Origin of the sequence: Rhizobium sp. Root482 (genome assembly GCF_001426565.1) — a bacterium.
In the GTDB taxonomy this organism is placed as follows: Bacteria; Pseudomonadota; Alphaproteobacteria; order Rhizobiales; family Rhizobiaceae; genus Pararhizobium.
Window position 1 is genome coordinate 351,479 of sequence record NZ_LMFA01000022.1, and the last position, 25,783, is coordinate 377,261.

The window sequence follows — 25,783 nt, forward strand, 5'->3', positions numbered from 1 at the left end:
AATGTCAAAATCCAACGTCGTTCTGCATGTGGCGGATGTCCACAAAAGCTTCGGCGGGCTGCACGCCCTCTCCGATGTCGATCTTCAGGTCGAGGAAGGCACCATCCACGCCATCATCGGGCCGAACGGGGCCGGCAAATCCACCCTCCTCAACGTTTGTATCGGGCGCCTCGCGCCCGATCGGGGTGCGGTCGTCTTCGACGGTCAGGTGATCACCGGCAAGCAGGCGCATGAAATCAACCAGATGGGCGTCGTCCGGGTCTTCCAGACCCCGGAAATCTTTCCGGATCTGACGCTGCTGCAGAACGTCATGGTTCCCGCCTTCGCCAAGCGCGACGGGTCGTTTCGGCTGAATGCCCTGCAGCCGGTGTCGAAGCGGACCGATATCCGCGACGAGGCCCTGCATTGGCTGGAGGATGTCGGTCTTGCGGGCCAGAGCAATGCCGTTGCCGGGAGCCTGTCTCGCGGCGACAAGCGCCGCCTTGAGCTCGCCATGGGGCTGGTTCAGAGCCCGCGACTGCTTCTGCTCGACGAGCCGACGGCCGGCATGTCGCGCCACGACACCAATTCGACGATCGATCTCCTGAAAAAATTCAAGGGACGCGGCATGACCAAGGTCATCATCGAGCACGACATGCATGTCGTGTTCTCGCTTGCGGACCGCATCACCGTGCTGGCCCAGGGCAGAATTATCGCCGACGGCCCCCCCGAACAGGTCAGGGGCGATCCGAAAGTACAGGAAGCCTATCTCGGAGGAGCGCATCTATGAACGCGATGACAATGCCCGATGCAGGCGCCGCGACGGCGCAGCCGGCCTATTTCAGCGTGCGCGACATTCACGCCTATTACGGCGAAAGCTATATCGTCCAAGGGGTCAGCTTCGATGTCTCGGAAGGCGATGTCATCGCCCTGCTTGGCCGCAACGGCGCCGGCAAGACCTCGACGCTGCGCACGCTGGCACGGGCCGGCGATCCGGAGCTGAAATCCGGCGAAATATGGCTGAACGGGCATGCGCTCCACACGCTCCGGGATTTCCAGGCCGCACAGCTCGGCGTCCAACTGGTCCAGGAGGACCGGCGCATCATTCCCGGCCTGACGGTCGAGGAAAACCTGCAGCTGGCGCAGATCGCCGAGCCGAAAGGCTGGTCGCTCGACGAGATCTATTCGCATTTCCCCCGGCTGGCGGAGCGGCGCAAGCAGGAAGGCGTGACCCTTTCGGGTGGCGAACAGCAGATGCTGGCCGTTGCCCGGGCGCTCGCACGCGATATCAAGCTGCTTCTGCTGGACGAGCCCTATGAGGGTCTCGCTCCGGTCATCGTCAAGGAAATCGAGCGCATCGTCCACGACATCAAGCAGCGCGGCATCACCACAATCATCGTCGAACAGAACGCGGTGGCAGCACTCGAGCTGGCAAACCGGGCTCTCATCCTCGACATGGGCCAGATCGTCTTCGACGGTACCGCGCGCGAAGTTCTCGACGATACGGACCTGCGCAACAAATATCTGGCGCTCTGAACGAACGCCGTTCGATCTCCCGCCATCATTTAATGGCGCGCCTGTGGAACCCAACCGCGCATTACTTTCCTTGCGGCGGGCGGGCGCGCAGATAGGGACGGCGCTCGGATTCGGAGGAGGCCGATGCACTCCTCAGATGCAGAAGGTCCTTGCGCGCGATCAGGCCGACCAGACGGCCGGATGCGCGCTCCACGATCGGGATACGACCGGTATCTCCGGCCAGCATCAGATCGGCGATGAAGCCTACAGTGTCGTCGGGGTGGCCGACAGGCATCGATCCATCGGAAACCTCCTCGGCCAGCGATTGGCTTGCGAGGTCGCGGTCGCTCTGCCAGCGCAACGCATCCGCTCGGGAGACGATGCCGGCGAAGGTGCCATCGTCCCGCACGACCGGATAGATGCGGTGCGTCTTTGCCTGCGACGCAAAGAATTCGCAGGCCTCTCCCACCGTCATATTCGCGGGCAAGGTATCGACCTTCCGGATCATGATCTCGGCCGCGCGCGTGAGTTCGAACGGATCAATCCCGTATTCCCGCGTAATATGTTGGCCGCGGCGGGCGATCTTTTCGGTAAGGATCGAGCGGCGAAGGAGAAGGACGGTTACGGCATAGGCAGCGACCGTGGCGACGAGCAATGGCGCAAGCGTGCTCATGTCGCCGGTGATCTCGACGGCGAAGAAAGTGCCGGTCAACGGCGCCCGCATCGTGCCTCCCATCATCGCCGCCATGCCGAGAAGCGCCCAGAACCCAGGCTCGCCGGGAAAGGCAAGGCCGATGAGCCAGCCGAGCGCGCCGCCAAGAATCAGAAGCGGCGCAAGGACGCCGCCCGAGGTTCCCGAAGACAGCGCGACCAGCCAGATTCCCGATTTGACCAGCAGGATCGCAAGCACCGACTGGACGGCGATGTTGCTGTTGAGCAGATCGGAAATGATATCATATCCAACGCCAAGGGCCCGCGGCTCGACAAGTCCGCCAAGGCCGACAACGAGGCCTCCAAGCGCCGGCCACCACATCCAGTGGATCGGAAGCCGTTCGAAGGCATCCTCGATCCTGTAGAGAAGCATTGTCAGCAAGCCGGATTGAAGACCCGACACGATCCCGATCGCGCCACAGAGGAATATGCTCCACCACGGAAAGGGGAACTGGAAATCCGTTGGAAACAGCGGGCCGTGTTCAAAAAAGAAGGGCCGGAGGCAGATGGAAACGGAGACGGCCACGGCGACCGGAATGAAGCTGCGCGGCTTCCATTCGAACAATAGCAGCTCGACGGCAAGCATCAGCGCCGCGATCGGCGAGCCGAAAACCGCCGTCATGCCCGCGGCGGCACCGGCGACCAGCAGGGTCTTTCGCTCTGCGGCGCTCATATGGAAGAATTGTGCAAAGAGCGAGCCGATTGCGCCACCCGTCATGATGATCGGGCCTTCCGCCCCGAACGGCCCGCCGGTTCCAATCGAGATCGCGGATGACAGCGGCTTCAAAAGGGCAACCTTGGGCGACATCCGGCTGCCACCGATGAGGATCGCCTCGATCGCTTCGGGAATGCCGTGGCCGCGGATCTTCTCCGAGCCGTACCGCGCCATCAGGCCGATGACCAGGCCGCCGAGAACCGGCGCCGCGACCATCCAAGGCGAGCGAACCGCGTTGGCGAGCGAGGTGGCTTCGAAACTGAAATTCCCGAACCAGACGAGATTGGTCACCAGCGAGATCAGATCGACCAATATCCATGCCGCGAGCACGCCCCCGGTGCCGATGATGACGGCCATGCCGATCAGAAGCAGGACGCGCCTGTCGGTGGTAAAATCGCCGGCCTCGCGGCGTGCCAGCCCGCCGGTGAAATCGTGGGGGCGATATTGATGTTTGGTTTCAGCCTCTGCCAATGCATTCTCTCCGGCGCGCGCAGGCCAGGCGGCATGCGCTTCTAGAATCTGCGCTCCCTCTATATCGTGATACGATATAAATCAATCGGACATGGAAGGTGCTACCGAAAGAGATCGAAAAATCGCATCGAAGCGGATACGGTCGCTCCCAATCCTGCAAGATCATCGTAAGTTGAAGCGGATTGCGAAGGGCGCCGCCGATTCTGTCGATCGAGGTCCGTAGAACGGTGAAAATGTGAAAACCCAGAATGAGATTTTAAGCGAAACCGATTACGAGGGGCTCGCAAACCTGCGTTACACGCTGCGGCGTTTCATGGATTTCAGCGCCTCGGCGGCAGTGGCGGAAGGGCTTCCAAGCCAGCAACATCAGGCACTGCTGGTGATAAAGGGCCATGCCGGCGATGGGCCGATGACCATCGGAACGCTGGCAAACCGGCTGATGATCGCGCCGCACTCGGCAACGGAACTGGTCGGCAGGCTGAATTCCTCCGGACTGGTGGACCAGCACTCAGACCCGCAGGACAAGCGCCGGCAGACATTGACACTGACCGAAAAGGCGGAACGGATCCTGCTGCGGTTGAGTGCCGTCCATCTCAGGGAAATCCGCGATCTGGCGCCGGAGCTCATCACGATCCTCCAGCGCCTGCAAGAGACCTATGCCCATGGTTCCGCCGGCGGCGAGGATTGAGTTTGACGATAACGGCGGATGGGCAAACCCGACCCACCGACAATCGAAAGCGCTGTCATGACGGACTTCATCTTCAACACGACGAAATCGATTGTCTGCGAGGCCGGCGCCAGCACCAGAATGGCGGAGATCGCCGGGCCGGTGCTCGGCGAGCGTATCGTGCTTGTTACCGATAAGGGCGTTCGCGCGCTCGGGCTTGCCGACCGGCCGCTGGCGTCGCTTGAGACTGCCGGCATCGAGGTGGCGATTTTCGATGAGGTCGCGGCCGATCCGCCGGAAAGCAATATCCTGGCGCTGGTCGATGTCGTCCTCAGGCATCGCGCCACCGGAATCCTCGCGATCGGCGGCGGGTCGCCGATGGATGTCGCCAAGGTCGCGGCGCTGCTTTCGCGCAGCGGTGAAAACCTCTCCGACGTTTATGGCGTCAATCTCGCCAAGGGGCCTCGTCTGCCGCTGGTTCTGGTGCCGACGACGGCCGGCACCGGGTCGGAGGTCACGCCCATCGCCATCGTGACGACGGGCAGCGCGGAAAAGAAGGGTGTCGTCACGCCGCTCCTTTTGCCGGATATCGCAGTTCTCGACGCCGATCTTACGCTCGGCCTGCCGCCGGCGGTGACGGCCGCGACCGGTATCGACGCCATGGTGCATGCGATCGAATCCTACGCCTCGGCGTCGGCCAACAATAATCCGATTTCACGCGGGCTGGCGAAACAGGCGCTTTGCCTGATCGGCGCCAATATCCGCGAAGCGGTGTTCAACGGTCGGAACAGGGAGGCGCGCGGCGCGATGCTGCTTGGCTCCTTGCTCGCCGGGCAGGCCTTCGCCAATTCGCCGGTCGCCGCCGTCCATGCACTCGCCTATCCGATCGGCGGGCATTTTCACGTGCCGCATGGGCTTTCGAACGCGCTGGTTCTGGCGCATGTGCTGCGGTTCAACCTGCCGGACGGCGCCGCCGCCTACGCCGAAATCGCCGCCGATGCATTTCCGGACCTTACCGCCATTCCGGCGGAATCCCGCGCGGAAGCTTTCGTCGAAGCCCTGGCCGGCCTTGGACGGGAACTTGGTCTGCCGCAGCGGCTGCGGGACGTGGATATCCCGCAAGAGGCGCTCGCCATGATGGCGAAGGACGCAATGAAGCAGGGGCGCCTTCTCGTCAACAATCCGCGGCCGATGACCGAGGCGGATGCATTGGCAATCTATCAGGCCGCCTATTGAGCAGGCGGCGATCAGGCTACCGGAAATCCCCGCAGGAAGTTCGGCTGCTATGCCTTCAGCCAATCCGCCAGCGAGTGGCGGAGCTCGCCGCCGCGGCCAATGAATTCCGCTGTGGACAGCAGGGAATTGAGAACCGCTTCCTCGGTCGCCTCGGCGCTGGCTCGGAACAGGAGATCCATCCGATTTTCGTTGAGCAGGCTCTGGCTGACGAGATCGGACGCCTGATCGTGGTCGATCGTGTTTGCCGTGGTGAAGGCGATCGAGATATCGCCGCTGCCATGGCCCCAGAACGAACCCAGCCTTGCAAGACCGGCGGCCGCCCGGCGCGCCATTCGCTTCAATTGACGGGATTCCAACGGTATATCCGTTGCCAGAATGATGATGACGGAGCCTTTTTCAGGTGTTTCCGGCCGGGCAACCCCTCCTTCGGGGTGGGGACGGCGGCCGTCCGGAAGGACGAGATCGCCCGCATTGCCGAAATTCGTGAGGACGAGCGCGCCGGCATGATAGAGGCTTCCATCGAGAGTGAGCTGGCGCGAGGCGCTGCCGATCCCGCCCTTGAAGCCAAAGCAGGTCATGCCGGTGCCGGCGCCCACGCTGCCCTGCTCGACCTTTCCCGGCCGCGCCGCGAGCAAGGCCGCCTTCGCGTGGTCCTCGGTGATGGCCATCGCCTGGATATCGTTCAGCGGCCCGTCATTGCACTCGCATACCAAGGCATTCACGGTCGAAGTGCTGCGGCCGATATCCGGATTTTGCGCGATCGCCTCCCTGATCAGCCTGCTCGTGCAGGCGGGCACCGACAGCGTATTCGTCAGCAGGATCGGTGTTTCGATCGTTCCAAGCTCCTCGACCTGAACGAGGCCGACGCTCTTTCCGAAGCCGTTGATGACATCGCTGGCGGCAACGACCTTCTTTCGAAACAGGTTTCCGCTATGCGGCAGGATCGCGGTGACGCCGGTATTGATGTCGCCGGTGCGAAGGGTGACATGACCCACTTGAACGCCGGCTATGTCGGTGATGGCATTCAGGCGTCCCTGCGGCAGCACTCCGCAGGTCAATCCGAAATCTCTTGCGGTCTTGGTCACGTCATACTCCAGGAAACTTCAAACAACCGCTTCTATTGGACCGAGGTCTCGGCAGGAAGAGCAAGCTCCAGATAGATTTGCTGAATGCGGCGGGTAACGGGTCCCGGACGTCCCTCGCCGATCGTGTGGCCGTCGATTTCGACGACCGGCGTGACGAGGCTGGAAGCACTGGTGAGAAAGGCCTCCCCGGCGGTTCGCGCTTCGTCGACGGTAAAAGGCCTCTCCTCCATCTCCAGACCAAGTTCCCGGGCGGCCTGGAGAACGGCCTGGCGTGTGCAGCCGGGAAGAATGGCGTGGGAATTGGGCCGGGTCACGAGGCAGCCGGCGCGGGTCAGGATGAAGGCCGAGGATGACGCGCCTTCGGTGATCGTTCCATCCTGCACCAACCATGCCTCGGCGCAACCGGCCGCCTTGGCAAGCCGCTTTGCCTGGACCTGCGCCAGAAGCATGGTGGTCTTGATGTCCCGGCGGCCCCAGCGAAGATCATCGACGACGGCGACCCTGATTCCATCCCGGAGCGACGGCGTGTCTCGTATTTTCCGGCTTTGCGTGAAGCCGATCAGACTGGGTTTCAGGTCGTCGCTATAGTCGAAGCCCCGATCTTCGCTTCCCCGGCTGACCTGAAGATAGACGACGCCTTCATCCAGCCTGTTGCGGGCGATGAGCTCCTGCTGAACCTCGACGAGGTCCTCCCTCGAAAGCGGCATCGGCATGTCGAGTTCGCCGAGCGAGCGCTCGAGGCGGGCGATATGAAGGTGATTGTCGATCATGCGGCCGCCGATGACCGCACTCACCTCGTATATGCCGTCGCCGAACAGGAAAGCACGGTCGAAGACCGAGATCAGCGCTTCCGACTCCGGCTTGTATTCACCGTTCACGTAGATTGTTCTTTGCAACGGACACCCCCCTTGAAGACGAAAGGAAGGTTATCGGCGGGGCCGCGGCATGGCCAATGCCATGTTCCTTTGACGAAATGCAATTTTTGCATGGGGCGGATCGCGCGGCACTCCGCAACGCGGCGGCTGCCCGCCGCAGCGCCGGCGCCAGCCTGGGTCACACCGTTATGAAGCGGAGCGTTCTCAACACTTCAAAATAATCCCGGGAGACAAAACGAAGCGTGCAGGCCTCGACATGCTCGATGCCGGGATAGAAACTGGATCGATAGGCGTCGCTTGCATTGTTGAATTTCAGCACGACCTCGAAGTTCTCGGGAAGTGCGACGAGGTTGGCGCCGAGGTCGGACGAAAGCGCCTCCTCGACACCTTCCCTTATCATCCGGATCGCCTTTGCCGGCGCGATCGAGATCGACGCCCTGCCGAAACCTTCACTGACGGCCAGGGTTTTCACGCCCGGCACCAGTTTCCCGGCTGCGGCGCAAATCTGCCGGTCGCCGGAAAGAAACGCGATCGGAACCGTGTTCAGCGCCGCCGTATAGCAATTCACGGTGAATTCCGATGCCAGCTCCCCATTGATCGAAAGGCTGGCGATGCGATCGTTCATGGTGTGGGCGAGTGGATTGCCGTCCGAGCCGGCCGCATCGTGATAACCGATGAAAACCGAGGCATGGAAACTCGGGTCGAGGCCGAACATCATCACATGCGGGTGCCCGCTCCATGCGCGGACGATCCGGGCATAATCGGGCAGGCGCGAGACGATCAGGTTGCATCCGCTCTCATGCGCATCCTTGATCAGGACATCTGTTGCGCCGGCGGCGCGGGCACCTTCGCAGGCCGCGACGACCTCGGCGGTCATCTGCTCACGAAACTCCTGATACCCTTCCCCGCCCTTCCTGACTTCATCCCAGCTTGTTATCGCAGCGCAGCCTTCGATATCGGCGCTGATAAAGATCTTCATTTTCAATCCCCGGACATGGTTGTCGCCGCCAGTCCATATGCCGGCCCGCGTGCAAGCCCAAGAATGCACGCGGGAAGGTTTCGCGCAACAGCCATGCAAGGTCAGGCCGAACTGCGCGGTGGCACAATCCTAGTTGGGCGGCGCGCCCAGCGCGTGGAGGATGCCGCGAAGCTCGGCAAGGCCTCTCAGGCGGCCGATCGCCGGATAGCCGGGCGTCACGGTCTTTTCCAGGTCGTCGAGCATGCGGTGGCCGTGGTCGGACCGGAAGACGATGGAATTTTCAGGCGAGCGGCGGCGATCTTCGGCAGTGATTTCCTTCAGCACCGCCACCATGTCCACATCGCCCTCCAGATGGGCGCTCTCGTGGAAACTGCGGCCGTCTCCCTCGCGGGTCGTGGCGCGCAGATGGGTAAAGTGAATGCGGGACGAAAAGCGCCTGGCGATGGCGGGAAGGTCGTTGTCGGCCCTCACGCCAAGACTGCCGGTGCAAAAGCACATGCCGTTGGCCGGTGACGGCACCGCATCGAACAGCGCGGCGTAATCCTCGCCTGTGGATGCGATGCGCGGCAGGCCGAAGAGCGGGCGCGGCGGATCGTCGGGATGGAGCGTCAGCTTGACGCCCCGGGCTTCGGCCGCAGGCGTTACCGCCTCGAGAAACTCGACCAGGTGCCGGCGCAGGCGTTTGGCATCGATACCGTCATAGGCCGCAAGCCGCTCCCGAAAGCCCGGAACCGTCATCGGCTCGGTGGTCGAGCCCGGCAGCGCCGACGTGATGATACGGGTGATTTCCGCCATCTCGGCTTCGGGCATGGCCTCGAAGACGGCCTTGGCACGGACCTTGTCTTCGTCGGAATATTCCTTTTCGGCACCCGGACGCTGCAGCACGAAAAGATCGAAGGCGGCGAATCGCTCCTGGTCGAACCGCATCGCGGTGGCGCCCGTCGGCGTGACGTAGTCAAGCTCGGTGCGGGTCCAGTCGACGACCGGCATGAAATTGTAGCAGATGATGCCGATGTCGCAGGCCGCGACCGCTTCGAGGCTGGCGATCCAGGCCTCGATCTCGGCCTTGGCTTCGCCACCCCTGCGCTTCACGGCATCGGGGATCGGAATGCTCTCGACCACGGACCACGTCAGTTGCGAGCGGCCTGGCGGCGTCGTTTCGATCAGCGACTTGCGCTCCTCAACCTCCGCTTTCGTCCACGCGCGGCCGATCGGCACTTGATGCAGCGCCGAAACAATATTGGTCGCACCCGTCTGGCGAACATCGTCCAGCGTGACCGGCGCATCCGGCCCGAACCATCTCCATCCCTGCCGCATGGCCGAGTTCCTTCCTTATCGTTGTTTAATCGTTCAGCTGAAATAGTCCGGATGCTGCAACTGCAATTCGGCGACGTCGGGAATGACGGCGCTCAAATGATGCATCATCGCATTGCGCGCGCCCTCGACATCATGCGCGGCAATGGCATCGCGGATCGTCACATGTTCCTCGATCACATTGTCCATGCGGCCGAGCGCAGGCAGGGTCAGCCGGCGGGCACGGTCGATCTGTATCTTCACGGTTTTCAAAATCGTCCAGATGCCGGGATAGCCGGCAATGCCGGCGATGGTCTCATGGAAGGCCTCGTCCTGTTCGTGAAAGGCCGATGTCTCGTTGTGCAAGGCATCGGCCCGCTGGCGCGCGATGATGGCGTCCAGCCGGGCGATATCGGCGCGCGTGGCGATCAGAGCGGTCTTCTCCACCGTCGTGCCTTCCAGCGCCTTGCGGATGACCACCGCTTCGGGAATGGCGGCAACGGGAACCAGGGAGACGAATGTCCCCGATTGCGGGAAGATATCGACCAGCCCCGCTTCCGCCAGCCGCAGCAAGGCTTCTCGGACCGGCGTCCGGCTGACACCGAACTCCTCGGCAATGCGCTTTTCCTGCAGCGGCATGCCGGGCGGCATCTGCAGGGAGACGATGGCCGAATACAGGCGATCATAGATCGCAGAGCCAGCGGTGATCCGCCGCAGCTTGATGCCTGCCGGCTCTCTCATCGGCGGCACGGCCGCCTTGGGAGGTGAAGTTGAGGACATGACGATTCTCAAAGCGTTGACAGCGTTGCGGATACTAGTATATCAGTTGTGACACGTTGCCAAGACGGAACGCGGGAGGAGCGAAGAAGAATGGCATTGCATCCCGACAGGCTCTTCCCTGCCGATCCAGCCACCCGTTCGATTGCACGTCGGCTTTACGAAGCGGTGGCCGGCCTGCCGATCCTGTCGCCGCACGGCCATACGGACCCCTCCTGGTATGCGCGCGACGGCGCATTTCCCGATCCGGCGGCCCTGTTCATCACCCCGGATCATTATGCGACGCGCATGCTCTATTCGCAGGGCGTGAAGCTTCAGGATCTGGGTGTCGCCCGCCGTGACGGCGCGCCCGTGGAAACCGATCCGCGAAAAATCTGGCGTCTCTTCGCGAAGCATTTTCATCTCTTTGCGGGAACGCCGACCCGCCTGTGGTTCGAGCATTCGCTGGAAGCCATCTTCGGCATCACCGACCGTCTTACCGCAAAAAATGCCGATGAGATGTTCGACCGGATCGAGACGGCAATCGCCACCCCGGCCTTGCGGCCACGTGCCCTGTTCGACCGCTTCAATCTGGAAGTAATCGCTACCACCGACAGCGCGCTGGACGATCTTGCCCATCACGACGCGGTTCGCGCGTCCGGATGGCATGGCCGCGTCGTGCCGACCTATCGGCCGGACGCGGTGGTCGATCCGCAGGCTTATGGATTTGCCAAAAACGTCGCGCAATTTCTGGAGGTGACCGGCGAGCCCGCCACCTGGGCCGGATATCTGAAGGCGCATCGGGCAAGGCGGGCCTTCTTCAAGGAGCGCGGCGCGACGGCGACGGATCACGGCCATGCGACGGCCCGGACGGAAAATCTGAGCGCCGGCGATGCTGCAGCGCTATTCGACACGGTCCTTGCCGGCCGGGCCGATGCGGCGCAGGCGGATGCCTTCCGCGGCCAGATGCTGATGGAAATGGCCTGCATGAGCCAGGACGACGGGCTGGTAATGCAGCTTCACCCCGGCTCCTACCGCAACCACAATCCCTCGCTTTTTGCGGATTTCGGGCCCGACAAGGGTGCCGATATCCCCAAGGCCACAGATTATGTGCATGCGCTCAAGCCACTGCTCGATGCTGTCGGCAACGATGCGGGCCTGGCGATCATTCTATTCACGCTCGACGAAACGGCCTATTCGCGCGAACTGGCGCCGCTTGCCGGGCATTATCCGGCTCTGAAGCTCGGACCGGCCTGGTGGTTTTTCGACAGCCCGGAGGGCATGCGCCGTTTTCGCGAGACGACCACGGAGACAGCCGGCTTCTACAATACGGTGGGCTTCAACGACGACACGCGTGCCTATCTGTCGATCCCGGCCCGCCACGACATGGCACGCCGGGTGGACTGCGCCTATCTGGCGCGGCTGGTCGCGGATCATCGGCTCGACGAGGAAGAGGCCTTCGATCTGGCCGGCGAACTCGCCTACGGGCTTGCGAAGAAAGCCTATCGATTGTGACGACATCCGGCAGACGGGCGGCACAGGAGGCGCTCGCTGCGATAACCGAGGAGGAAACGACATGAAAATCACACGCAGGACATTCGTCGGCGGCGTCGCCGGCATGACGGGACTGGGATTGTTGCCCGGCCGTCTTTTCGCCCAGGCCAAGGCGCCGGCAAGCCCGGTCACCATCACCATCGTCGATGTGGCAGGCAATCTCGCCCTAACCCAGGGCATGTTCGAAAACTATGCGGCGGCCAAGCCGGAATGGGTGTCGAGCTTTGCCTTCACCAAGGCGCCGGCACCCGAATTGCCGGCGAAGATTCAGGCGCAGCAGGCTGCCGGCAAGGTCGATATCGATCTGGTGCTGACCGGCACCGACGCCCTTGCCGCCGGCCTCGACCAGGGGCTGTGGATCGATCTTGCCCAGCACAAGTCCAGCTTGCCCGATCTTGAAAACATTCTTCTGCCGCAAGCCTTCAAGATGCAGGGGCTCGCCAAGGACCAGGGCGTCGTCGTCACCTATTACCCCTCCGGGCCGCTGATCGAATACATGCCCGAGCGCGTGCCGACGCCGCCGAAGACGGCCGCCGAGCTTCTGGAATGGGCCAAGGCCAATCCCAACAAGTTCATGTATGCCCGTCCCGCCAATTCAGGCCCAGGCCGGACGTTCCTGATGGGACTTCCCTATCTTCTCGGCGACAGCGATCCGCTCGATCCGGTCAATGGCTGGGCGAAGACCTGGGAATATCTCAAGGCGATCGGCGAGCATATCGAATATTACGGCACCGGCACCACCCAGACGATGAAGGAACTCGGCGAAGGCACCCGTGACATCGTCGTTTCGACCACCGGCTGGGATATCAATCCGCGTGCGCTCGGCATCGTTCCCACTGAAGCCAAGGTCGGCAAGCTCGAAGGCTTCCATTGGGTAACCGATGCCCATTATGCGGTCATTCCGAAGGGCGTCTCGGACGAGAAGGTCGCGGTGCTCTTGGATGTCATCAACTTCATCCTGCAGCCGAAACAGCAGGCGATTGCCTATGACCAGGGATATTTCTATCCGGGCCCGGCGGTGAAGGATGTGACGCTGGACATGGCGCCGCAGGAAAGCCAGGACGCGATCAACGAATTCGGCCGGCCGGAATATGCCGACTGGATCGCCAACAATCCGCTGGAAGTGCCGCTCGAGCCGGCGCGCATCGTCGATGCATTCCGCATCTGGGACGAGCAGGTCGGCGCATCCAAGACCTGAACCAACACAGAAGCGGAACGGCGGCAATCCAGCCGCCGTTCCGCACGCCTATCGAACTGGAGGACACGATATTGACTTTGCCGGCACAGGACGGAGCGAAAACGCAGGTTCCGAAACAGACTGCCCGTCTTGAACTGGATGGCTTGCGCCGCTCGTTCGGCAGCTACAACGCGCTCGACGGCATCGACCTCACCATCGAACCGGGCGAGTTCATCGCGCTTCTGGGACCTTCGGGGTGCGGCAAGTCGACGGCGCTGAATTGCGTCGCCGGTCTTCTAGGGCTTTCGGGCGGCGAAATCCGGCTTGGCGGCAATCGCATCGATGAGTTGGAGCCGGAAAAGCGCGGCTTCGGCATGGTCTTCCAGAGTTATGCGCTGTTTCCGCATATGAGCGTGCGCCGCAATGTCGGATTCGGCCTCACCATGCAGGGCATTCGCGGCGCCGAAGCCGATCGGCGGATCGAGGAGGCGCTGGCGCTCGTCAGGCTGGAAAGCCAGATCGACAAGCTGCCGGGACAATTGTCGGGTGGCCAGCAGCAGCGCGTGGCGATCGCCCGCGCCATCGTCATCCGTCCGCCGATTGTCCTGATGGACGAGCCGCTCTCCAATCTCGACGCCAAGCTGCGTCTTGAAATGCGCGCCGAAATCCGCGGCATCCATGACCAGATCGGCTCGACAACCATTTATGTCACCCATGACCAGGACGAGGCGCTGTCGCTGGCCGACCGGATCGTCGTCATGAGCCAGGGGCGGATCATGCAGATCGGTTCGCCGCAGGATCTCTATCAGCGTCCCGTTCATATCGAGGTCGCGGATTTCATGGGCTTCCGCACCCGCATTGCCGGCCCGATCGTCGGCGTTTCGGGCGAGGAAGCGGCCATCGACGTTGCCGGCGCGCGATTGACGGGTACGATGCGCGAACCGCTGCGTATCGGCGATGCGGCGGTCCTGTCGGTGCGGCCGGAGGATCTGGTTGCGGTCGATGACGGCAACGGCATGCCGGCCACCGTGGTCAGCATGGAATATCGCGGCAGGGCCTTTTTCGGCATGGCACGCGCAGGCGACGACAGCGTTCTCTACTTCCGCGCCGACCGCGCCCTGCCGCGCGGCGCATCCGTGACGCTACAGCCCGCAAGCGGCCAGGCGCTGCTTTTCAAGGAGGCTGGCGCATGAGAGCGCCGTCGCTTCGCACAAGGCTTGCCTCCCGCGGCTTCGACGGCACGACGCTTCTGGTCCTGCCGGGGCTCGCGGTCATGCTCGGGCTGTTCATCTATCCGTTCTTCTATGGCCTCGCAGATTCGCTGATGCCGAAGGAAGGCGTCTGGTATGCGAATTACGCGAATTTCTTCAGCGATCCTTTTCAATATCGCACCATTGCGGCCACGCTCTGGCTTGCGATCCCGGTGACCATCGTCAATCTCGCCTTTGCCGTGCCGATTGCCTTTCGCGTGCGGCTGATGACCCGGCAGCGGTTGTTGACCACCATTCTCGTCCTGCCGATCACGCTCGGCACCGTCTTCGTCGCCGATGGGCTCCTGACCTTTCTCGGACCGCAGGGCTGGTTCAACCGGGTGATGATCCTCGTTGGCCTCTTCGACGGGCCGGTAAAACTCACCAACAATTACTGGGGCGTCTTCGCCTCGCTGGTGATTACCGGCTTTCCCTTCGCCTTCCTTCTGACCTTGTCCTATGTGACCGGCATCGATCCCGCCATCGAGCAGGCGGCGGCCACGCTAGGCGCCAGTCCACGGCAGCGCTTCATGCGGGTTTTCCTGCCGCTGCTGGTGCCGGGCCTTGCCGTCACCTTCTGCCTCGCCTTTGTGCAGGCCTTCGCCGTCTTCCCATCGGCCGTCCTGCTCGGTTCTCCGGCGGGATCGACGCGGGTCATTTCGATCGCAGCCTATCAGGCGGCCTTCGAACAATATGATCATTCGCTGGGATCGGCGATCGCGATGATCATGGGCGCGGTCGAGCTTGTCATCGTCCTTCTCGTGCTGGGCAGCCGTTCGCTGTTCTATCGCGGCCCGACCGGCGGAACGAAGGGATGACTGCGATGACGGACCTTCCCTCACATGCCACTATTTTTCGGAGGACGCCGCAATGATCCGTGACCAGGGCCTCCTGTCCAAAATCTGGCGCTTCGCGGTCTGGGCCGTTGCCGGGCTGTTCATTCTCAACCTGCTTGGCGTCATAGCCGCGGTGATCGTCAACTCGTTTGCCACGCGCTGGCTGGGGACCTGGCTGCCGCTCGGCCTGACGACGAAATGGTATTTCAGCGCCTGGAAGGAATTCCAGCTGTCGAGCGTCGTGCTGGTGACCTTCCAGGTCGTGTTCGCCGTGGTGATCATCTCGGGGCTTCTCGGGGTGACGACGGCCTATGCGCTGGCACGGCGCGACTTTCCCGGAAAACGCATCGTCGTGCTGCTCTTCCTGCTGCCGCTGCTCATCCCGCCGCTGACCTACGGCATTCCGCTGGCAACGGTGCTTTACCAGCTCGGACTGGGCGGTTCGTTCTGGGGCGTGGTGCTGATCAATCTCGTGCCGTCGCTGCCCTTCGTCGTCCTGGTGATGATCCCCTTCATCGAGCAGATCGATCCGCGCATCGAGGCAGCCGCGCGCGTCTTCGGGGCGGGAACGGGCAGCCTGTTCCTGCGCATCCTTTTGCCGCTGCTTCTGCCCGGCATGCTGGCCGCCCTCCTCCTGGTGCTGGTGCGCACCATCGCCATGTTCGAACTGACCTTCCTCGTCGCGGGACCGACCAGCCAGACACTCGTCGTCTCGCTCTATTACGCGGTCTTTGCCTCCGGCGTGCGCGCGGGGCAATCGATCGACGCCATGGCGGTGATCTATATGGTCACCACATTGTTCTGGCTCGTTCTCGCGCTCCAGTTCGTCAACCCGTCGCAGATCGTTGCCCGGGCCAAACAGCAGCCAGCATCATGATGAGATTGTCGAGTTCCTCCCTGCCGCAACTGCCCGATAGGGTCGAGCAACCCGCCTACGACCGGGACAAGGTCACGATCGGCCTTGTCCACCTCGGCATCGGCGCCTTTCACCGGGCGCACCAGGCGGTCTATACGGACAAGATCTTGGCAGACGACCCTTCCTGGGGGATCTGCGGCGTTTCCCTGCGCAGCGCCGATACGCGCGATGCGCTGGCACCGCAGGACGGGCTTTACACGCTGAAGGTTCAGGACGGACAGGGCGAGCGGCTCAGCGTCATCGGCAGCATCGTCGAGATCCTCGTCGCACCTGAAAATCCCGAGGCGGTTCTGTCGCGGATGGCGGACGCAGCCACGCGGATCGTTTCGCTGACCGTCACCGAAAAAGGCTATTGCCACAATCCGGCGACCGGGACGCTGGATGAAAACCATCCCGATATTCTTCACGATCTGCAGAACCCGTCGAAGCCGAAATCAGCAATCGGGTTCATCGTCGAGGCCTTGGCGCGCAGGAAAGCGGCGGGGGCGCCCGCCTTCACCCTGCTCACCTGCGACAATCTTCCTTCAAACGGCCATGTGCTGAAGCGCGTCGTCACCCGTTTCGCCGAGTTGCGCGATCCGGAGCTTGCCGCCTTCGTCGCCGATGTCGCGTCGCCCTCGACGATGGTCGACCGGATCGTTCCGGCAACGACGGATGCCGATCGGGCCGCCATTACCGCTGCACTTGGGTTCAGCGACGCTTGGCCGGTGATGACGGAACCGTTCCGGCAATGGGTGGTGGAAGATGATTTTCCGCTTGGCCGCCCCGCCTGGGAAACGGCGGGCGTAGTCTTCGTCGAGGATGTGTCGGCCTTCGAGACGATGAAACTGCGGCTTCTCAACGGCAGCCATTCGACCCTTGCCTATCTCGGCTATCTCGCCGGCGCCGAGACGGTGGCGGACGCGATGGCCCTGCCCGGCATGGAGGACCTTGTGGAGGCACTGATGCGGGACGAGGTCTCCCCGACACTGCCTCCGCTGGCCGGCTTCGATCTTCCTGCCTATCGGCGGGCATTGGTCGAGCGTTTCAACAACCCGGCCCTGCGCCATCGGACATGGCAGATTGCCATGGATGGATCGCAGAAATTGCCGCAACGGCTGCTCGGCACGATCCGCGATCGTATACAGGCCGGGGCGCCCTATGATCGCCTCGCACTCGGCGTCGCCGCCTGGATGCGTTATGCGCGCGGCATCGACGAGGCCGGAAAGGCCATCGACGTCCGCGACCCGCTCTCCGCCCGTATCGCGGAACTGGCTCAGGGATCGGACGATCCCGAAGAGATCGCCAAGGCACTGCTCGGCATGAAGGAAATCTTCGGCGACGATCTCGGAGCGGATCCGGATTTTCGTGCGCAGATCGTCCGAGCACTCTCCCGGCTGTTCTCCGAGGGCTCGGCGGCGGTCCTGCAATCTTTCAAGAAGGGCTGATGGGCCTTTCGAAACTGGCCGGCGCTCGATGCCGTTTCCGCCGACCGGCACTCATGATCCGCCGAATTCCTCTATGAGGAAATCGAGAAACGCGCGGATTTTCGGAGCAAGATGTTGCCGGGACGGATAGACGGCATAGAGCGTGGTCTCCATCATGCTCCAGTCTTCCAGCGCGGCATGAAGGCGCCCTTCCTGCAAATCCTTCTCGACATAGGGATAGGGCATGAGGCTGAGGCCGAAGCCCTCGCGGAGCGCATCGCGGACGGCGAGGCTTGAGGTGACGGAGTATCGGGCATTGACGGCGACCCGCTCCACATGTCCATCCTTGCGAAACTCCCATATATCGGCATGTCCGGAGAGGCTGAAGCGGACGCAGCTATGCGCGCCGAGATCGGACGGCGTCTTCGGCTTGCCATGGGCCGCGAAATAGCCGGGCGATGCGCAAAGCACATGCGGCATGACCGTGAGTTTTCGAGCCACCAGGCTGGAATCCTCCAGATTGTCGCTGCCGCGGATGACGAGATCATATCCTTCCCCGATGAGATCGATCCTTCTGTCGTCGAGATGGAGATCCAGAACCAGGTCCGGATAGCGCGACAGGAAATGGGGAATGGCCGCCGACAGCCGTGTCAGGGTGACGGTCATGGGCGCGCTCACCCTCAAAGTGCCGCTCGGCCCGGTCTTGATCGGACACAGGGCCCGATCCGCCTCGGAAAAAGCATCGAGGCCGCGCACGACATGATCCAGATAGAGCCTGCCCTCCTCCGTCAGCGCCATCCGCCGCGTTGTCCGATTGATCAGCCGCGCGCCGACATGCGCTTCCAACTGGGCAATATTCTTGCTGATCGCCGCCGGTGACAGGCCGAGCCGCCGCCCCGCCTCAGCGAAACTGTTCAGTTCCGCCACATGGCGGAAGACCTGCAAAGCGGTAAAGCGGTCCAACATTATTCTCCAAAAGCAGATAATCTCTTTCTATTCTAGCCTATTATCTCCCTATGGTGAATTGCCTATTGTACGCCAGACACCTCACAGTTTGGATTGCATCATGACCAACCCGACCATTACGCTTATCGAACGACGCATATCGGCCAACCGGTTCGATGCCGGTCATCGATTGACGGGTGCCGAGATCGAGGACTTGGCGCGGCTCGCCACGCGGGCGCCAAGCGCCTACAATCTCCAGAACTGGCGCTTCATTGCGCTACGCACGGCGCAAGCCAAGATGCGTTTGCAGCGGCTCGCCCATGGACAGGCGAAAATATCAGAAGCGGCCGTCACCTTCATCATCTGCGGGCTCCTTCCCAATCACGCCGACATCGAAAGGAGGCTGCTTCCTTTCATCAAGGCCGGTCACATGTCGGCGGAGGCGGCGGCAGGCTGGCAGGAAGGCGCACGGGCACAATATGCCGATCCGCAGATGGCCCGCGACGAAGCGGTGCGCTCGGCCACGCTTGGCGCCGCGACGCTGATCCATGCAGCCGAAGCAATGGGCCTCGCCTCCGCGCCGATGATCGGTTTCGATGCGCAGGGCGTGATCCGCGAATTCGGCCTTCTACGCCATGAAGTGCCTGTCATGCTTGTCGCAGTCGGGCGCGCGGCACCCGGGAACTGGCCGCAGAAGCCCCGGCGACCGCTGACGGAGGTCCTGGAAATCGCATGAGAACGAATGTTTCCGACCTTCTGGTAACGGCGATCGCACCTGCCGTCTGGGGCAGCACCTATATCGTCACCACGGAATTCCTGCCGAATTTCTCTCCCATGACGGTGGCAATGCTCCGCGCCTTGCCGGCGGGGCTGCTCCTGCTGCTGTTCGCGCGGCAATTGCCGCGCGGCATCTGGTGGGCGCGCATCCTCCTGCTCGGTGCCCTCAACATCTCGTTCTTCCTGAGCATGCTGTTCATCTCGGCCTATCGGCTGCCCGGCGGCGTCGCCGCCACGGTCGCATCGACACAGCCGCTGATGGTGGTTTTCCTCGCCTATGCGATCCTCGCCAGCCCGATCCGCATGGTCTCCGTCCTGGCCGCCCTCGTGGGCGCCGCCGGCGTCGCACTCCTGGTCCTCACCCCCAGTGCGGCGCTCGATGCGACCGGCATCATCGCCGGCCTTGCCGGCGCGGCCGCCATGGCCTGCGGAACGGTGCTGAGCCGGAAATGGCAGCCGCCGGTATCACTGCTCGCCTTCACCGCATGGCAATTGACCGCCGGCGGCCTGTTGCTGGTCCCAGTGGTTCTCGTTTTCGAGCCCGCCATTCCGGTTCCCACGATGAGCAATCTTCTAGGCCTGACATGGCTCGGCCTGGTCGGAGCCGCCTTGACCTATGTCCTCTGGTTTCGCGGCATCACGCGCCTTGCCCCTTCCGTCGTCTCAACGCTCCTGCTGCTCAGCCCCGTGACCGCCGTGCTGCTCGGATGGCTGCTGCTCGGCCAGATGCTGACCGCGCTCCAGATTGCCGGCGTCCTGTTCGTCATAGGCAGTATCTGGCTCGGTCAACGCACCAATCCCCATCTTGACCGCCAGAAGGGCAAATGCGCTTGAGACAACCGCGCCTCGATCATTCCTCCGCCGGGCCGTAAAGGCCGAGTTCCTCCATCAGCACCCGTTGGCGGTTGGCATTTTCGACCAATGACGCCGTATATCGGTCGACGATGCGGTCGCGGTGATCCCTATCGGCCACGGCGGAAAGCGCGCCAAAGATCGCGGCGGCTTTTTCGGAGGCCTGGCGAAGTTCGGCCAAAAGTTCAGCCTTGTCGGCAAGGCTCCTAACCGCCTCTTTCGTCACCCGGCCGACCCCGGCCGGAATGCGATTGCCGGCGGAGACATAGTTTTCCGGCAGGTCTCCTTTGAGATTCGTGACCGTTTTGAAGCGGATGACATCGAAGATCTGGTCGACTGCCTGTTTCGCACCGGCGACCCGCGAGGGATGATCGGTATCGGCGGCGGCATGCGGCAGGAGTTCAAGCTTGCCCGCGTGGCGCGTTTCAAGCGGCAGATAGGGCAGCATCGGCCCGCTGAGCCCGCCGGTTGCCGCGTCCTTGAAGAGGTCCGCGTCGATTGCCGCATGACGGAGTTTGCCCGACGCCAGCGCGGCATCCAGCGCGGCGACATCGACCACCTCGCCGCGATCGTAATTGACCAGCACCGATCCCGTGTTCATCACCGACAAAATGCCATCATCGACAAAACCGGCATTCGCATAGGAACCGGTCGCCGCCTCCTGGCGCCCGAGACCGATATGGACAGAGAGAACATCCGCATGGCGCGCCGCTTCGACCGGCGTTGCGGCATGTTCGAAACCTTCCGCCTCGATCCAGCGCCTGTGATTGGTGCGCGCATGGATCGCCACCTTCATGCCGAAGGCCTTGGCGAGCTTGGCGACTTCGCGGCCGATATTGCCGTATCCGAGGATAGCGATCTTCTGGCCTTCGAGCTTGGCGGTTGGGAAGTCCTTGAGCTGTCGGCCGGTATCGAAATCACCGTCGGCAACCATGCGGTGCAACCTGTCCACCGGCAGGTCGGGCCTGGTTTTCAGGATCGCCTTCATCACCATCTGCGCGGTGGCACGGCTGTTGATGCCCGGCGTGTTCATCAGCGGCGCCTCCCCGCCCTCGCCCTGGCCGCCGCCCCAGGATTGCGACCCCATATTGCCGGTTCCGGCACCGATGCGCACGCCGCCGAGCGGGAAGACGGAAGCTTTCGGGACAAACGTCGCCGCCGCGATCAGCGCGTCGTATTGGCCCTTGTCCGTCTGCGGCAGGATTTCCGCCTCGGTGCTGAGATCGGGCTGGTAGAAGAAATGAATGCGGCCTTTTTCGAGCGCCGCCCTGTCGCCAAGCCGCCCTACGTGAAAGACGCCGCCCTTTTCCTCGATATAGGCCTTGATCTCGCCATGGTCCGGCTTGCCGTCCAAGCCGATACGCAGGCCGACCAGGTCGGCGATCAGCACCGTATAGGCGCGCTCGGGATCGTCCTTGCGGGTGCGGCCGGCCGCCGCCGCCGGCACTTCAAACGCAATGCCGCCCTTCGCCAGCTCCTCTTCGAGAACGACGATTTTTGCGCGCAGATAGGCATAATGCAGATTGTCGAGCAGGGCGACGATGTCCTCCGGCTCGCGGATGCCGCCGACCCAGGCCCGGTAATCGCCCGGCGTGCCGGGGAAGGCATTGACGTAACGGGCAGCGTCGAGACCCCGCTCATAGTCGCCGTTCGGATGGGTGATGCCCTCGTAACCGAGGATCTGCTTGGAGCGGGCAATGATGCGGGCGTGGATTTCGGGATCGGCGATATCGCCATCCTCGATTTTCAGCAGCGTCACCGCCGCCCCGCGCCGGTCGGCATCCGTCGCCACCAGCGAAAACAGCGGATGCGATGCCACCCATGTGTCGATCACCCCGCGATTTGCCGCCGAGCGCCGGTTCAGTTCGGTGAGCGGCCCGATCCGGGCCTCGGACTGCAACAGGCCGAACGTGGTTTCGGCAAAGGCGAGCACGCTATAGGTATTGATCACGCCACCGAGCATGCGGTCTTCGACCGCATCGTAGAATGGCCCCACATCCACCGAGCGCCTGGCCGAAAGCGGCTGCTTCGCATCCACAGGCGGGGCGATCTTCAATTGCCTGGGGATCGCCCAGGCCGGATCGCGCTGGTTCTTCTCGATCAGCGCCAAAGCCTGTGGCGTGAAGGAGGCGACGAAATAACCCGAGACCCCGCCGATCGCCTTCTGGAACGGCATGAACAGGCAGCATTTGGCGGTGACGGCGCGCACCAGTTCCGGCTCCCAGGGCATGGCGCCGAGCATCGAGGTGGCATCGAAGACCGCGTGGCGGTTGACCGGGTCGGCGTCGAGCCATTTCAGCAATTCACGGATATCGCCGCTGCTATAGGCGTTGGCACCGGTCGTCTCGTGGCCGACGCCGACGAAGATCGTTACGCCGAGCGCCTCCAGTTCGGCAGCTTTGGGGATCACGCCTTCCGAGGAAGCGAAATGGATACGGCTCTCGCAGCCCTTTTCGGCAAAGCGCTGCATCTCGATCAACTGCGTCGCCCAGGACTGGCGGAAGAAGCCGGCCGTCTTCGACGGATCGCTTTCGGGACGCGGCGTATCGACATAGAGGCGCTGCGCGGCATCATTGGCATTGACCAGATGCAGCATGCAGACCGTATATCCGCTGTGACCGCCGCCAAGCCCGACCGCCATGCGGTTCGCCTTGGGAAACTCGAAATAGCGGTGAATCGTCCGCATCATGTCGGTGAGGATTTTGTCCGCCGGATAGCCGCGATGCATGCTGCGGGAAAGCTCGGCGGTCGTGAAACCGCCGATATCATTGCCCCTGTCGTCAAACTTGCGATAGGTCTTTTCGATCCAGGCATCGAAGGCGAAACGCCGCAGGCGGCTGTCAACCTCGTCGGCCGCCGCGTCGGTGATCGGACCGACGCCGAAGAACGGGTTGGACGGCAATCCCGGCGGCCCAGATCGCGTCAGTTCGAGAGCGTTCAGCCGCTGTTCCTGCATCTGCGCGAGTGTCGTCATGATCCGCCTATTAGCTCGAGCCTGTTCACGCGGCGCATCTTGCGCCAGTCCGGGCGGGAAGAAAGTTCTCTTTGCGCCGTAGACGGAAACGGTCGCGTCGAGTCTAAGGCTGAAGTTCAGATCCGGCTTGAGCGTCATCCTCCGCAGGGCGATGACGCCGTCATCATTTTCCGTCCTTCGATGAAGTCGCACCGTAGCGCAGGCCGTCGACAAGCAGGGCAACCATGCGCCGCGCATGGTCCGGCTTGTCATCGTTGGCGGACATGCAAAGCCTTGCGACCGCACTCAAGAGATCGTCTGCGTCGATATCGCCGCGGGCCGCTCCGACCGCCGCCGCTCCATCGATGAGCGTGCGGAGAGCAGGGTGAAGCCGCTGCTGGAAATAGGCGGGCAGACTGTCGAAGGTCGGATCGCCGGAGTGCAATGCCGAAGCCAGCCCGCGCTTGGTGGCTATGAAATCCGCATAGCGTTGCATCCAGCGCGCCAGCGCTTCGCCGGGCTCATGCTCGGCTGCGAGGACCGCGGCGGCTTGCGCGCAGGCATCGACCTCCTGGCGGAAGACGGCGGCGACGAGATCGGAGCGTTGCGGAAAGTGCCGGTAGACGGTGCCGATGCCGACGCCCGCCTTCTCCGCGATCTCCCGCACCGGGGCATCGACGCCTGAGGTCGCAAAGACCGCCTTGGCTGCATCGAGCAGCGCATCGACGCTGCGTTGCGCATCGGCACGAACGCGCCGGTCGGTACGCCCAGCCGGCTCCGGACTGCTCTCCTGATGCTTCGATTCCTCGTTCACAACTCACCCACTTGCAAAACGGAACAATGTTCCATATAAAACGGAATGTCGTTCCGCTTTACCAAAATAACACGGAACGACGACATTCGCCACATGTCGGCAGGCTATAGGAGAATATCATGCAGAACAAACCCGTCGCCCTCGTCACTGGAGCCAACAAGGGAATTGGTCTCCAGATCGCCAAGGACCTCACCGCGCAGGGCTTCACCGTCCTTGTCGGATCGCGCAATCTCGACCAGGGGACGACAGCCGCAAGGAGCGTCGGACCGGATGCCCGCGCACTGCAGCTCGACGTTACCAGCAAGGCCTCGATCGCCGCTGCCGAGGGGCGCATCCGCGAAGAATTCGGCCGCCTCGATGTACTGGTGAACAATGCCGGCATCTCGCATGCGGGAAAGCCAGGCAGGTCGCTCCATGAGGTCGTGGCATCCGGCCGGCCGAGCATCGCTTCCATCGAGGAGGTACGGGCGGTGTTCGAGACAAATGTGTTCGGTGTTTTCGTCGTTACGCAGACCATGCTGCCGCTGCTTCGGGAAGCACCGGCCGCGCGCATCGTCAATGTCTCCAGCGCCGTCGGCTCGCTGACCATGAACTCGGATCCGTCCAACCCCTATCGCTCGGTTTTCGGCGCCGTCTACAGCCCGTCGAAGACGGCCCTCAACGCCATTACGCTGGCCTTCGCGCTGGAACTGGAAACGACCAATATCAAGGTTAACGCCGTCTGCCCGGGCTTCACCGCAACGGACCTCAATAATTTCGAGGGTACGCAGACGGTCGAAGAGGCTGCCCGTGAACCCGTGCGTCTCGCGCTGCTTGGCGCAAACGCTCCGACAGGCGGATTTTCGGGCGCGAGCGGCCCGCTTCCCTGGTGATCCGGCCCTGAGCTTTGGCTGGAGAACTCACTCGAAAGGCCGGCGCGATATCCCCGTGCCGGCCTTTGCTTAGTGGACCACAAGACTCTCTGGGAGACTGACGAAACCTAGCCTCAGCGCGCACCCCAGGTGTCCGTCAGCCGGTAGCCTTCCGGCCAGGGATCCGAGGGGTCGAGCATGTGCTGATGGGTGCCGGTGATCCAGGCCCGGCCGGAAATTTCCGGCAGGATCGCCGGCTGGCCGCCCACCGTGGTCGTACCAAGGATACGGCCCGTGAAAGTGGAGCCGATCAGCGAGACCGCTGTCAGGCTATCCTCCAATCCCATCTGCCCGCGGGCATGCAGGACCGCCATGCGCGCCGACAGCGCCGTGCCGGTGGGCGAGCGATCGACCTTGCCGGGCTGGATTGCCACCGCAGCACCAGCACGCAGGCCCTCTTCGGTACGCTCCACCGGACCGGCGAAGAGGCAGAAGGAGAAATGCCGCCAATCGGGGTTTTCCGGGTGATGGAAGCCGAGCGCGGCATTCGCCGCATTGGTGATCCGGACGCCGAGGCGGGCAATGTCGTGCGCTTCGTCAGGCTTCAGGCTGAAACCCATCTTTTCGGCATCGACGATGACGAAACTGTCGCCGCCATAGGCGGTATCCACGGTGAGCGTGCCCACCCCCTCGACCTCGAGCGTGACATCCAGGCGTTCGACAAAGCTCGGCAGGTTCTGCACGAAGATGCGCTCGGCCTTGCCATTGCGGCATTCCGCTCGCACGCGCACGAGCCCGCCCGGAGCTTCGAGGATGATTTCGGTCACCGGCTCGGTCATCGGCAGGATGCCGCTGTCGAGCAGCACCGTCGACACGCAGATGGAATTCGAGCCGGACATGGGCGGCGTGTCTTCCGGTTCCATGATGATGAAGGCGGCATCGGCGTCCGGGTGTTTCGGCGGCACCAGCAGATTGACATGGCGAAAGACGCCGCCGCGCGGCTCGTTCAGCACGAAATTGCGCAGCACATTGTCCTTGGCGATCCAGCGGCTCTGTTCCCAGATCGTATCGCCGGGCGGCGGCGTCACGCCGCCGACGATCACGTCGCCGACCTCACCCTCGGCATGGGCGGAAATCACATGGATGGTCTTCGTGCTGCGCATTTTGGAA

General features: G+C 62.9%; 23 protein-coding genes. 13 read left to right on the plus strand and 10 right to left on the minus strand.

Translation table 11 applies throughout. The annotated features are described in order from the left end of the window. Position 1: 1 nt before the first annotated feature. Positions 2-769: an ABC transporter ATP-binding protein gene (locus ASD31_RS17665; protein WP_056336687.1), complete on the plus strand. Its 768-nt coding sequence runs from the start codon at positions 2-4 to the stop codon at positions 767-769. Continuing rightward, positions 766-1,515 carry an ABC transporter ATP-binding protein gene (locus ASD31_RS17670; protein WP_056336690.1) on the plus strand — a complete coding sequence of 250 codons (750 nt, stop codon included), beginning with the start codon at positions 766-768 and terminating at the stop codon, positions 1,513-1,515. Before ASD31_RS17665 ends, ASD31_RS17670 begins: the two co-directional genes overlap by 4 nt. A gap of 61 nt (positions 1,516-1,576) precedes the next feature. Here ASD31_RS17670 and ASD31_RS17675 read toward each other — a convergent pair whose 3' ends face one another. Next, positions 1,577-3,391: a chloride channel protein gene (locus tag ASD31_RS17675; protein ID WP_056336693.1), complete on the minus strand. Its 1,815-nt coding sequence runs from the start codon at positions 3,389-3,391 to the stop codon at positions 1,577-1,579. Between the two features lie 235 nt (positions 3,392-3,626). Between ASD31_RS17675 and ASD31_RS17680 the strand changes: the two genes are divergently transcribed. Both ASD31_RS17680 and ASD31_RS17685 read left to right on the plus strand, forming a co-directional pair. Continuing rightward, on the plus strand, positions 3,627-4,079 hold the full coding sequence (locus tag ASD31_RS17680; RefSeq protein WP_056336697.1) for a MarR family winged helix-turn-helix transcriptional regulator: 453 nt from the start codon (positions 3,627-3,629) through the stop codon (positions 4,077-4,079). A gap of 57 nt (positions 4,080-4,136) precedes the next feature. Next, the gene (locus ASD31_RS17685; protein WP_056337245.1) at positions 4,137-5,294 is read left to right on the plus strand and encodes an iron-containing alcohol dehydrogenase; all 1,158 of its coding nucleotides are present in this window, start codon (positions 4,137-4,139) and stop codon (positions 5,292-5,294) included. A 47-nt stretch (positions 5,295-5,341) separates the two neighbouring features. On the opposite strand, the gene ASD31_RS17690 is transcribed toward ASD31_RS17685, so the two are convergent. The 5 genes from ASD31_RS17690 to ASD31_RS17710 form a co-directional block, all read right to left on the minus strand. Further along, positions 5,342-6,379 (minus strand): P1 family peptidase, encoded by a 1,038-nt coding sequence (locus tag ASD31_RS17690; RefSeq protein ID WP_056336700.1) that lies wholly within the window; start codon positions 6,377-6,379, stop codon positions 5,342-5,344. 32 nt (positions 6,380-6,411) lie between these two features. After that, positions 6,412-7,275: a D-amino-acid transaminase gene (locus ASD31_RS17695; RefSeq protein ID WP_056336703.1), complete on the minus strand. Its 864-nt coding sequence runs from the start codon at positions 7,273-7,275 to the stop codon at positions 6,412-6,414. 157 nt (positions 7,276-7,432) lie between these two features. Then, the gene (locus ASD31_RS17700) at positions 7,433-8,233 is read right to left on the minus strand and encodes a M55 family metallopeptidase (RefSeq protein WP_056336706.1); all 801 of its coding nucleotides are present in this window, start codon (positions 8,231-8,233) and stop codon (positions 7,433-7,435) included. 129 nt (positions 8,234-8,362) lie between these two features. Next, positions 8,363-9,550 carry a mannonate dehydratase gene (gene uxuA, locus ASD31_RS17705; RefSeq protein WP_056336708.1) on the minus strand — a complete coding sequence of 396 codons (1,188 nt, stop codon included), beginning with the start codon at positions 9,548-9,550 and terminating at the stop codon, positions 8,363-8,365. A gap of 33 nt (positions 9,551-9,583) precedes the next feature. After that, positions 9,584-10,306, minus strand: coding sequence for a GntR family transcriptional regulator (locus ASD31_RS17710; protein WP_056336711.1), 723 nt, complete (start codon positions 10,304-10,306; stop codon positions 9,584-9,586). Positions 10,307-10,396: 90 nt separating this feature from the next. Between ASD31_RS17710 and uxaC the strand changes: the two genes are divergently transcribed. From uxaC to ASD31_RS17740, 6 genes are all read left to right on the plus strand, one after another. Continuing rightward, the gene (uxaC, locus tag ASD31_RS17715) at positions 10,397-11,797 is read left to right on the plus strand and encodes a glucuronate isomerase (RefSeq protein WP_056336713.1); all 1,401 of its coding nucleotides are present in this window, start codon (positions 10,397-10,399) and stop codon (positions 11,795-11,797) included. A 61-nt stretch (positions 11,798-11,858) separates the two neighbouring features. Further along, a complete protein-coding gene (locus ASD31_RS17720; protein ID WP_056336717.1) occupies positions 11,859-13,034 on the plus strand; it encodes an ABC transporter substrate-binding protein in 1,176 nt (391 codons plus the stop codon). Between the two features lie 71 nt (positions 13,035-13,105). Continuing rightward, positions 13,106-14,206: an ABC transporter ATP-binding protein gene (locus tag ASD31_RS17725; protein WP_056336719.1), complete on the plus strand. Its 1,101-nt coding sequence runs from the start codon at positions 13,106-13,108 to the stop codon at positions 14,204-14,206. Beyond that, positions 14,203-15,081 carry an ABC transporter permease gene (locus tag ASD31_RS17730; RefSeq protein WP_056336721.1) on the plus strand — a complete coding sequence of 293 codons (879 nt, stop codon included), beginning with the start codon at positions 14,203-14,205 and terminating at the stop codon, positions 15,079-15,081. Before ASD31_RS17725 ends, ASD31_RS17730 begins: the two co-directional genes overlap by 4 nt. Positions 15,082-15,133: 52 nt before the next feature. Next, the gene (locus tag ASD31_RS17735; RefSeq protein WP_056336724.1) at positions 15,134-15,976 is read left to right on the plus strand and encodes an ABC transporter permease; all 843 of its coding nucleotides are present in this window, start codon (positions 15,134-15,136) and stop codon (positions 15,974-15,976) included. Continuing rightward, positions 15,976-17,442 (plus strand): mannitol dehydrogenase family protein, encoded by a 1,467-nt coding sequence (locus ASD31_RS17740; RefSeq protein WP_056337248.1) that lies wholly within the window; start codon positions 15,976-15,978, stop codon positions 17,440-17,442. Before ASD31_RS17735 ends, ASD31_RS17740 begins: the two co-directional genes overlap by 1 nt. Positions 17,443-17,493: 51 nt before the next feature. Here ASD31_RS17740 and ASD31_RS17745 read toward each other — a convergent pair whose 3' ends face one another. Further along, positions 17,494-18,387, minus strand: a complete 894-nt coding sequence (locus ASD31_RS17745; RefSeq protein WP_413813820.1) for a LysR family transcriptional regulator — start codon at positions 18,385-18,387, stop codon at positions 17,494-17,496. Between the two features lie 100 nt (positions 18,388-18,487). Here ASD31_RS17745 and ASD31_RS17750 point away from each other — a divergent pair, with 100 nt between their 5' ends. After that, positions 18,488-19,102, plus strand: a complete 615-nt coding sequence (locus tag ASD31_RS17750; RefSeq protein WP_056336726.1) for a nitroreductase family protein — start codon at positions 18,488-18,490, stop codon at positions 19,100-19,102. After that, a complete protein-coding gene (locus ASD31_RS17755) occupies positions 19,099-19,977 on the plus strand; it encodes an EamA family transporter (RefSeq protein ID WP_056336729.1) in 879 nt (292 codons plus the stop codon). The genes ASD31_RS17750 and ASD31_RS17755 overlap by 4 nt, the downstream gene beginning before the upstream one ends. A 16-nt stretch (positions 19,978-19,993) precedes the next feature. Here ASD31_RS17755 and ASD31_RS17760 read toward each other — a convergent pair whose 3' ends face one another. Next, a complete protein-coding gene (locus tag ASD31_RS17760) occupies positions 19,994-22,969 on the minus strand; it encodes an NAD(P)-dependent oxidoreductase (protein WP_056337253.1) in 2,976 nt (991 codons plus the stop codon). A gap of 163 nt (positions 22,970-23,132) precedes the next feature. Next, on the minus strand, positions 23,133-23,762 hold the full coding sequence (locus ASD31_RS17765; protein WP_056336731.1) for a TetR/AcrR family transcriptional regulator: 630 nt from the start codon (positions 23,760-23,762) through the stop codon (positions 23,133-23,135). A 119-nt stretch (positions 23,763-23,881) separates the two neighbouring features. Here ASD31_RS17765 and ASD31_RS17770 point away from each other — a divergent pair, with 119 nt between their 5' ends. Beyond that, complete coding sequence (locus ASD31_RS17770) at positions 23,882-24,634, plus strand: SDR family oxidoreductase (RefSeq protein ID WP_056336735.1); 753 nt, start codon at positions 23,882-23,884, stop codon at positions 24,632-24,634. 113 nt (positions 24,635-24,747) lie between these two features. Here ASD31_RS17770 and ASD31_RS17775 read toward each other — a convergent pair whose 3' ends face one another. Further along, entirely contained in the window at positions 24,748-25,776 is a 1,029-nt protein-coding gene (locus ASD31_RS17775) for a trans-3-hydroxy-L-proline dehydratase (RefSeq protein WP_056336738.1), read from the minus strand. Between the last annotated feature and the right edge of the window lie 7 nt (positions 25,777-25,783).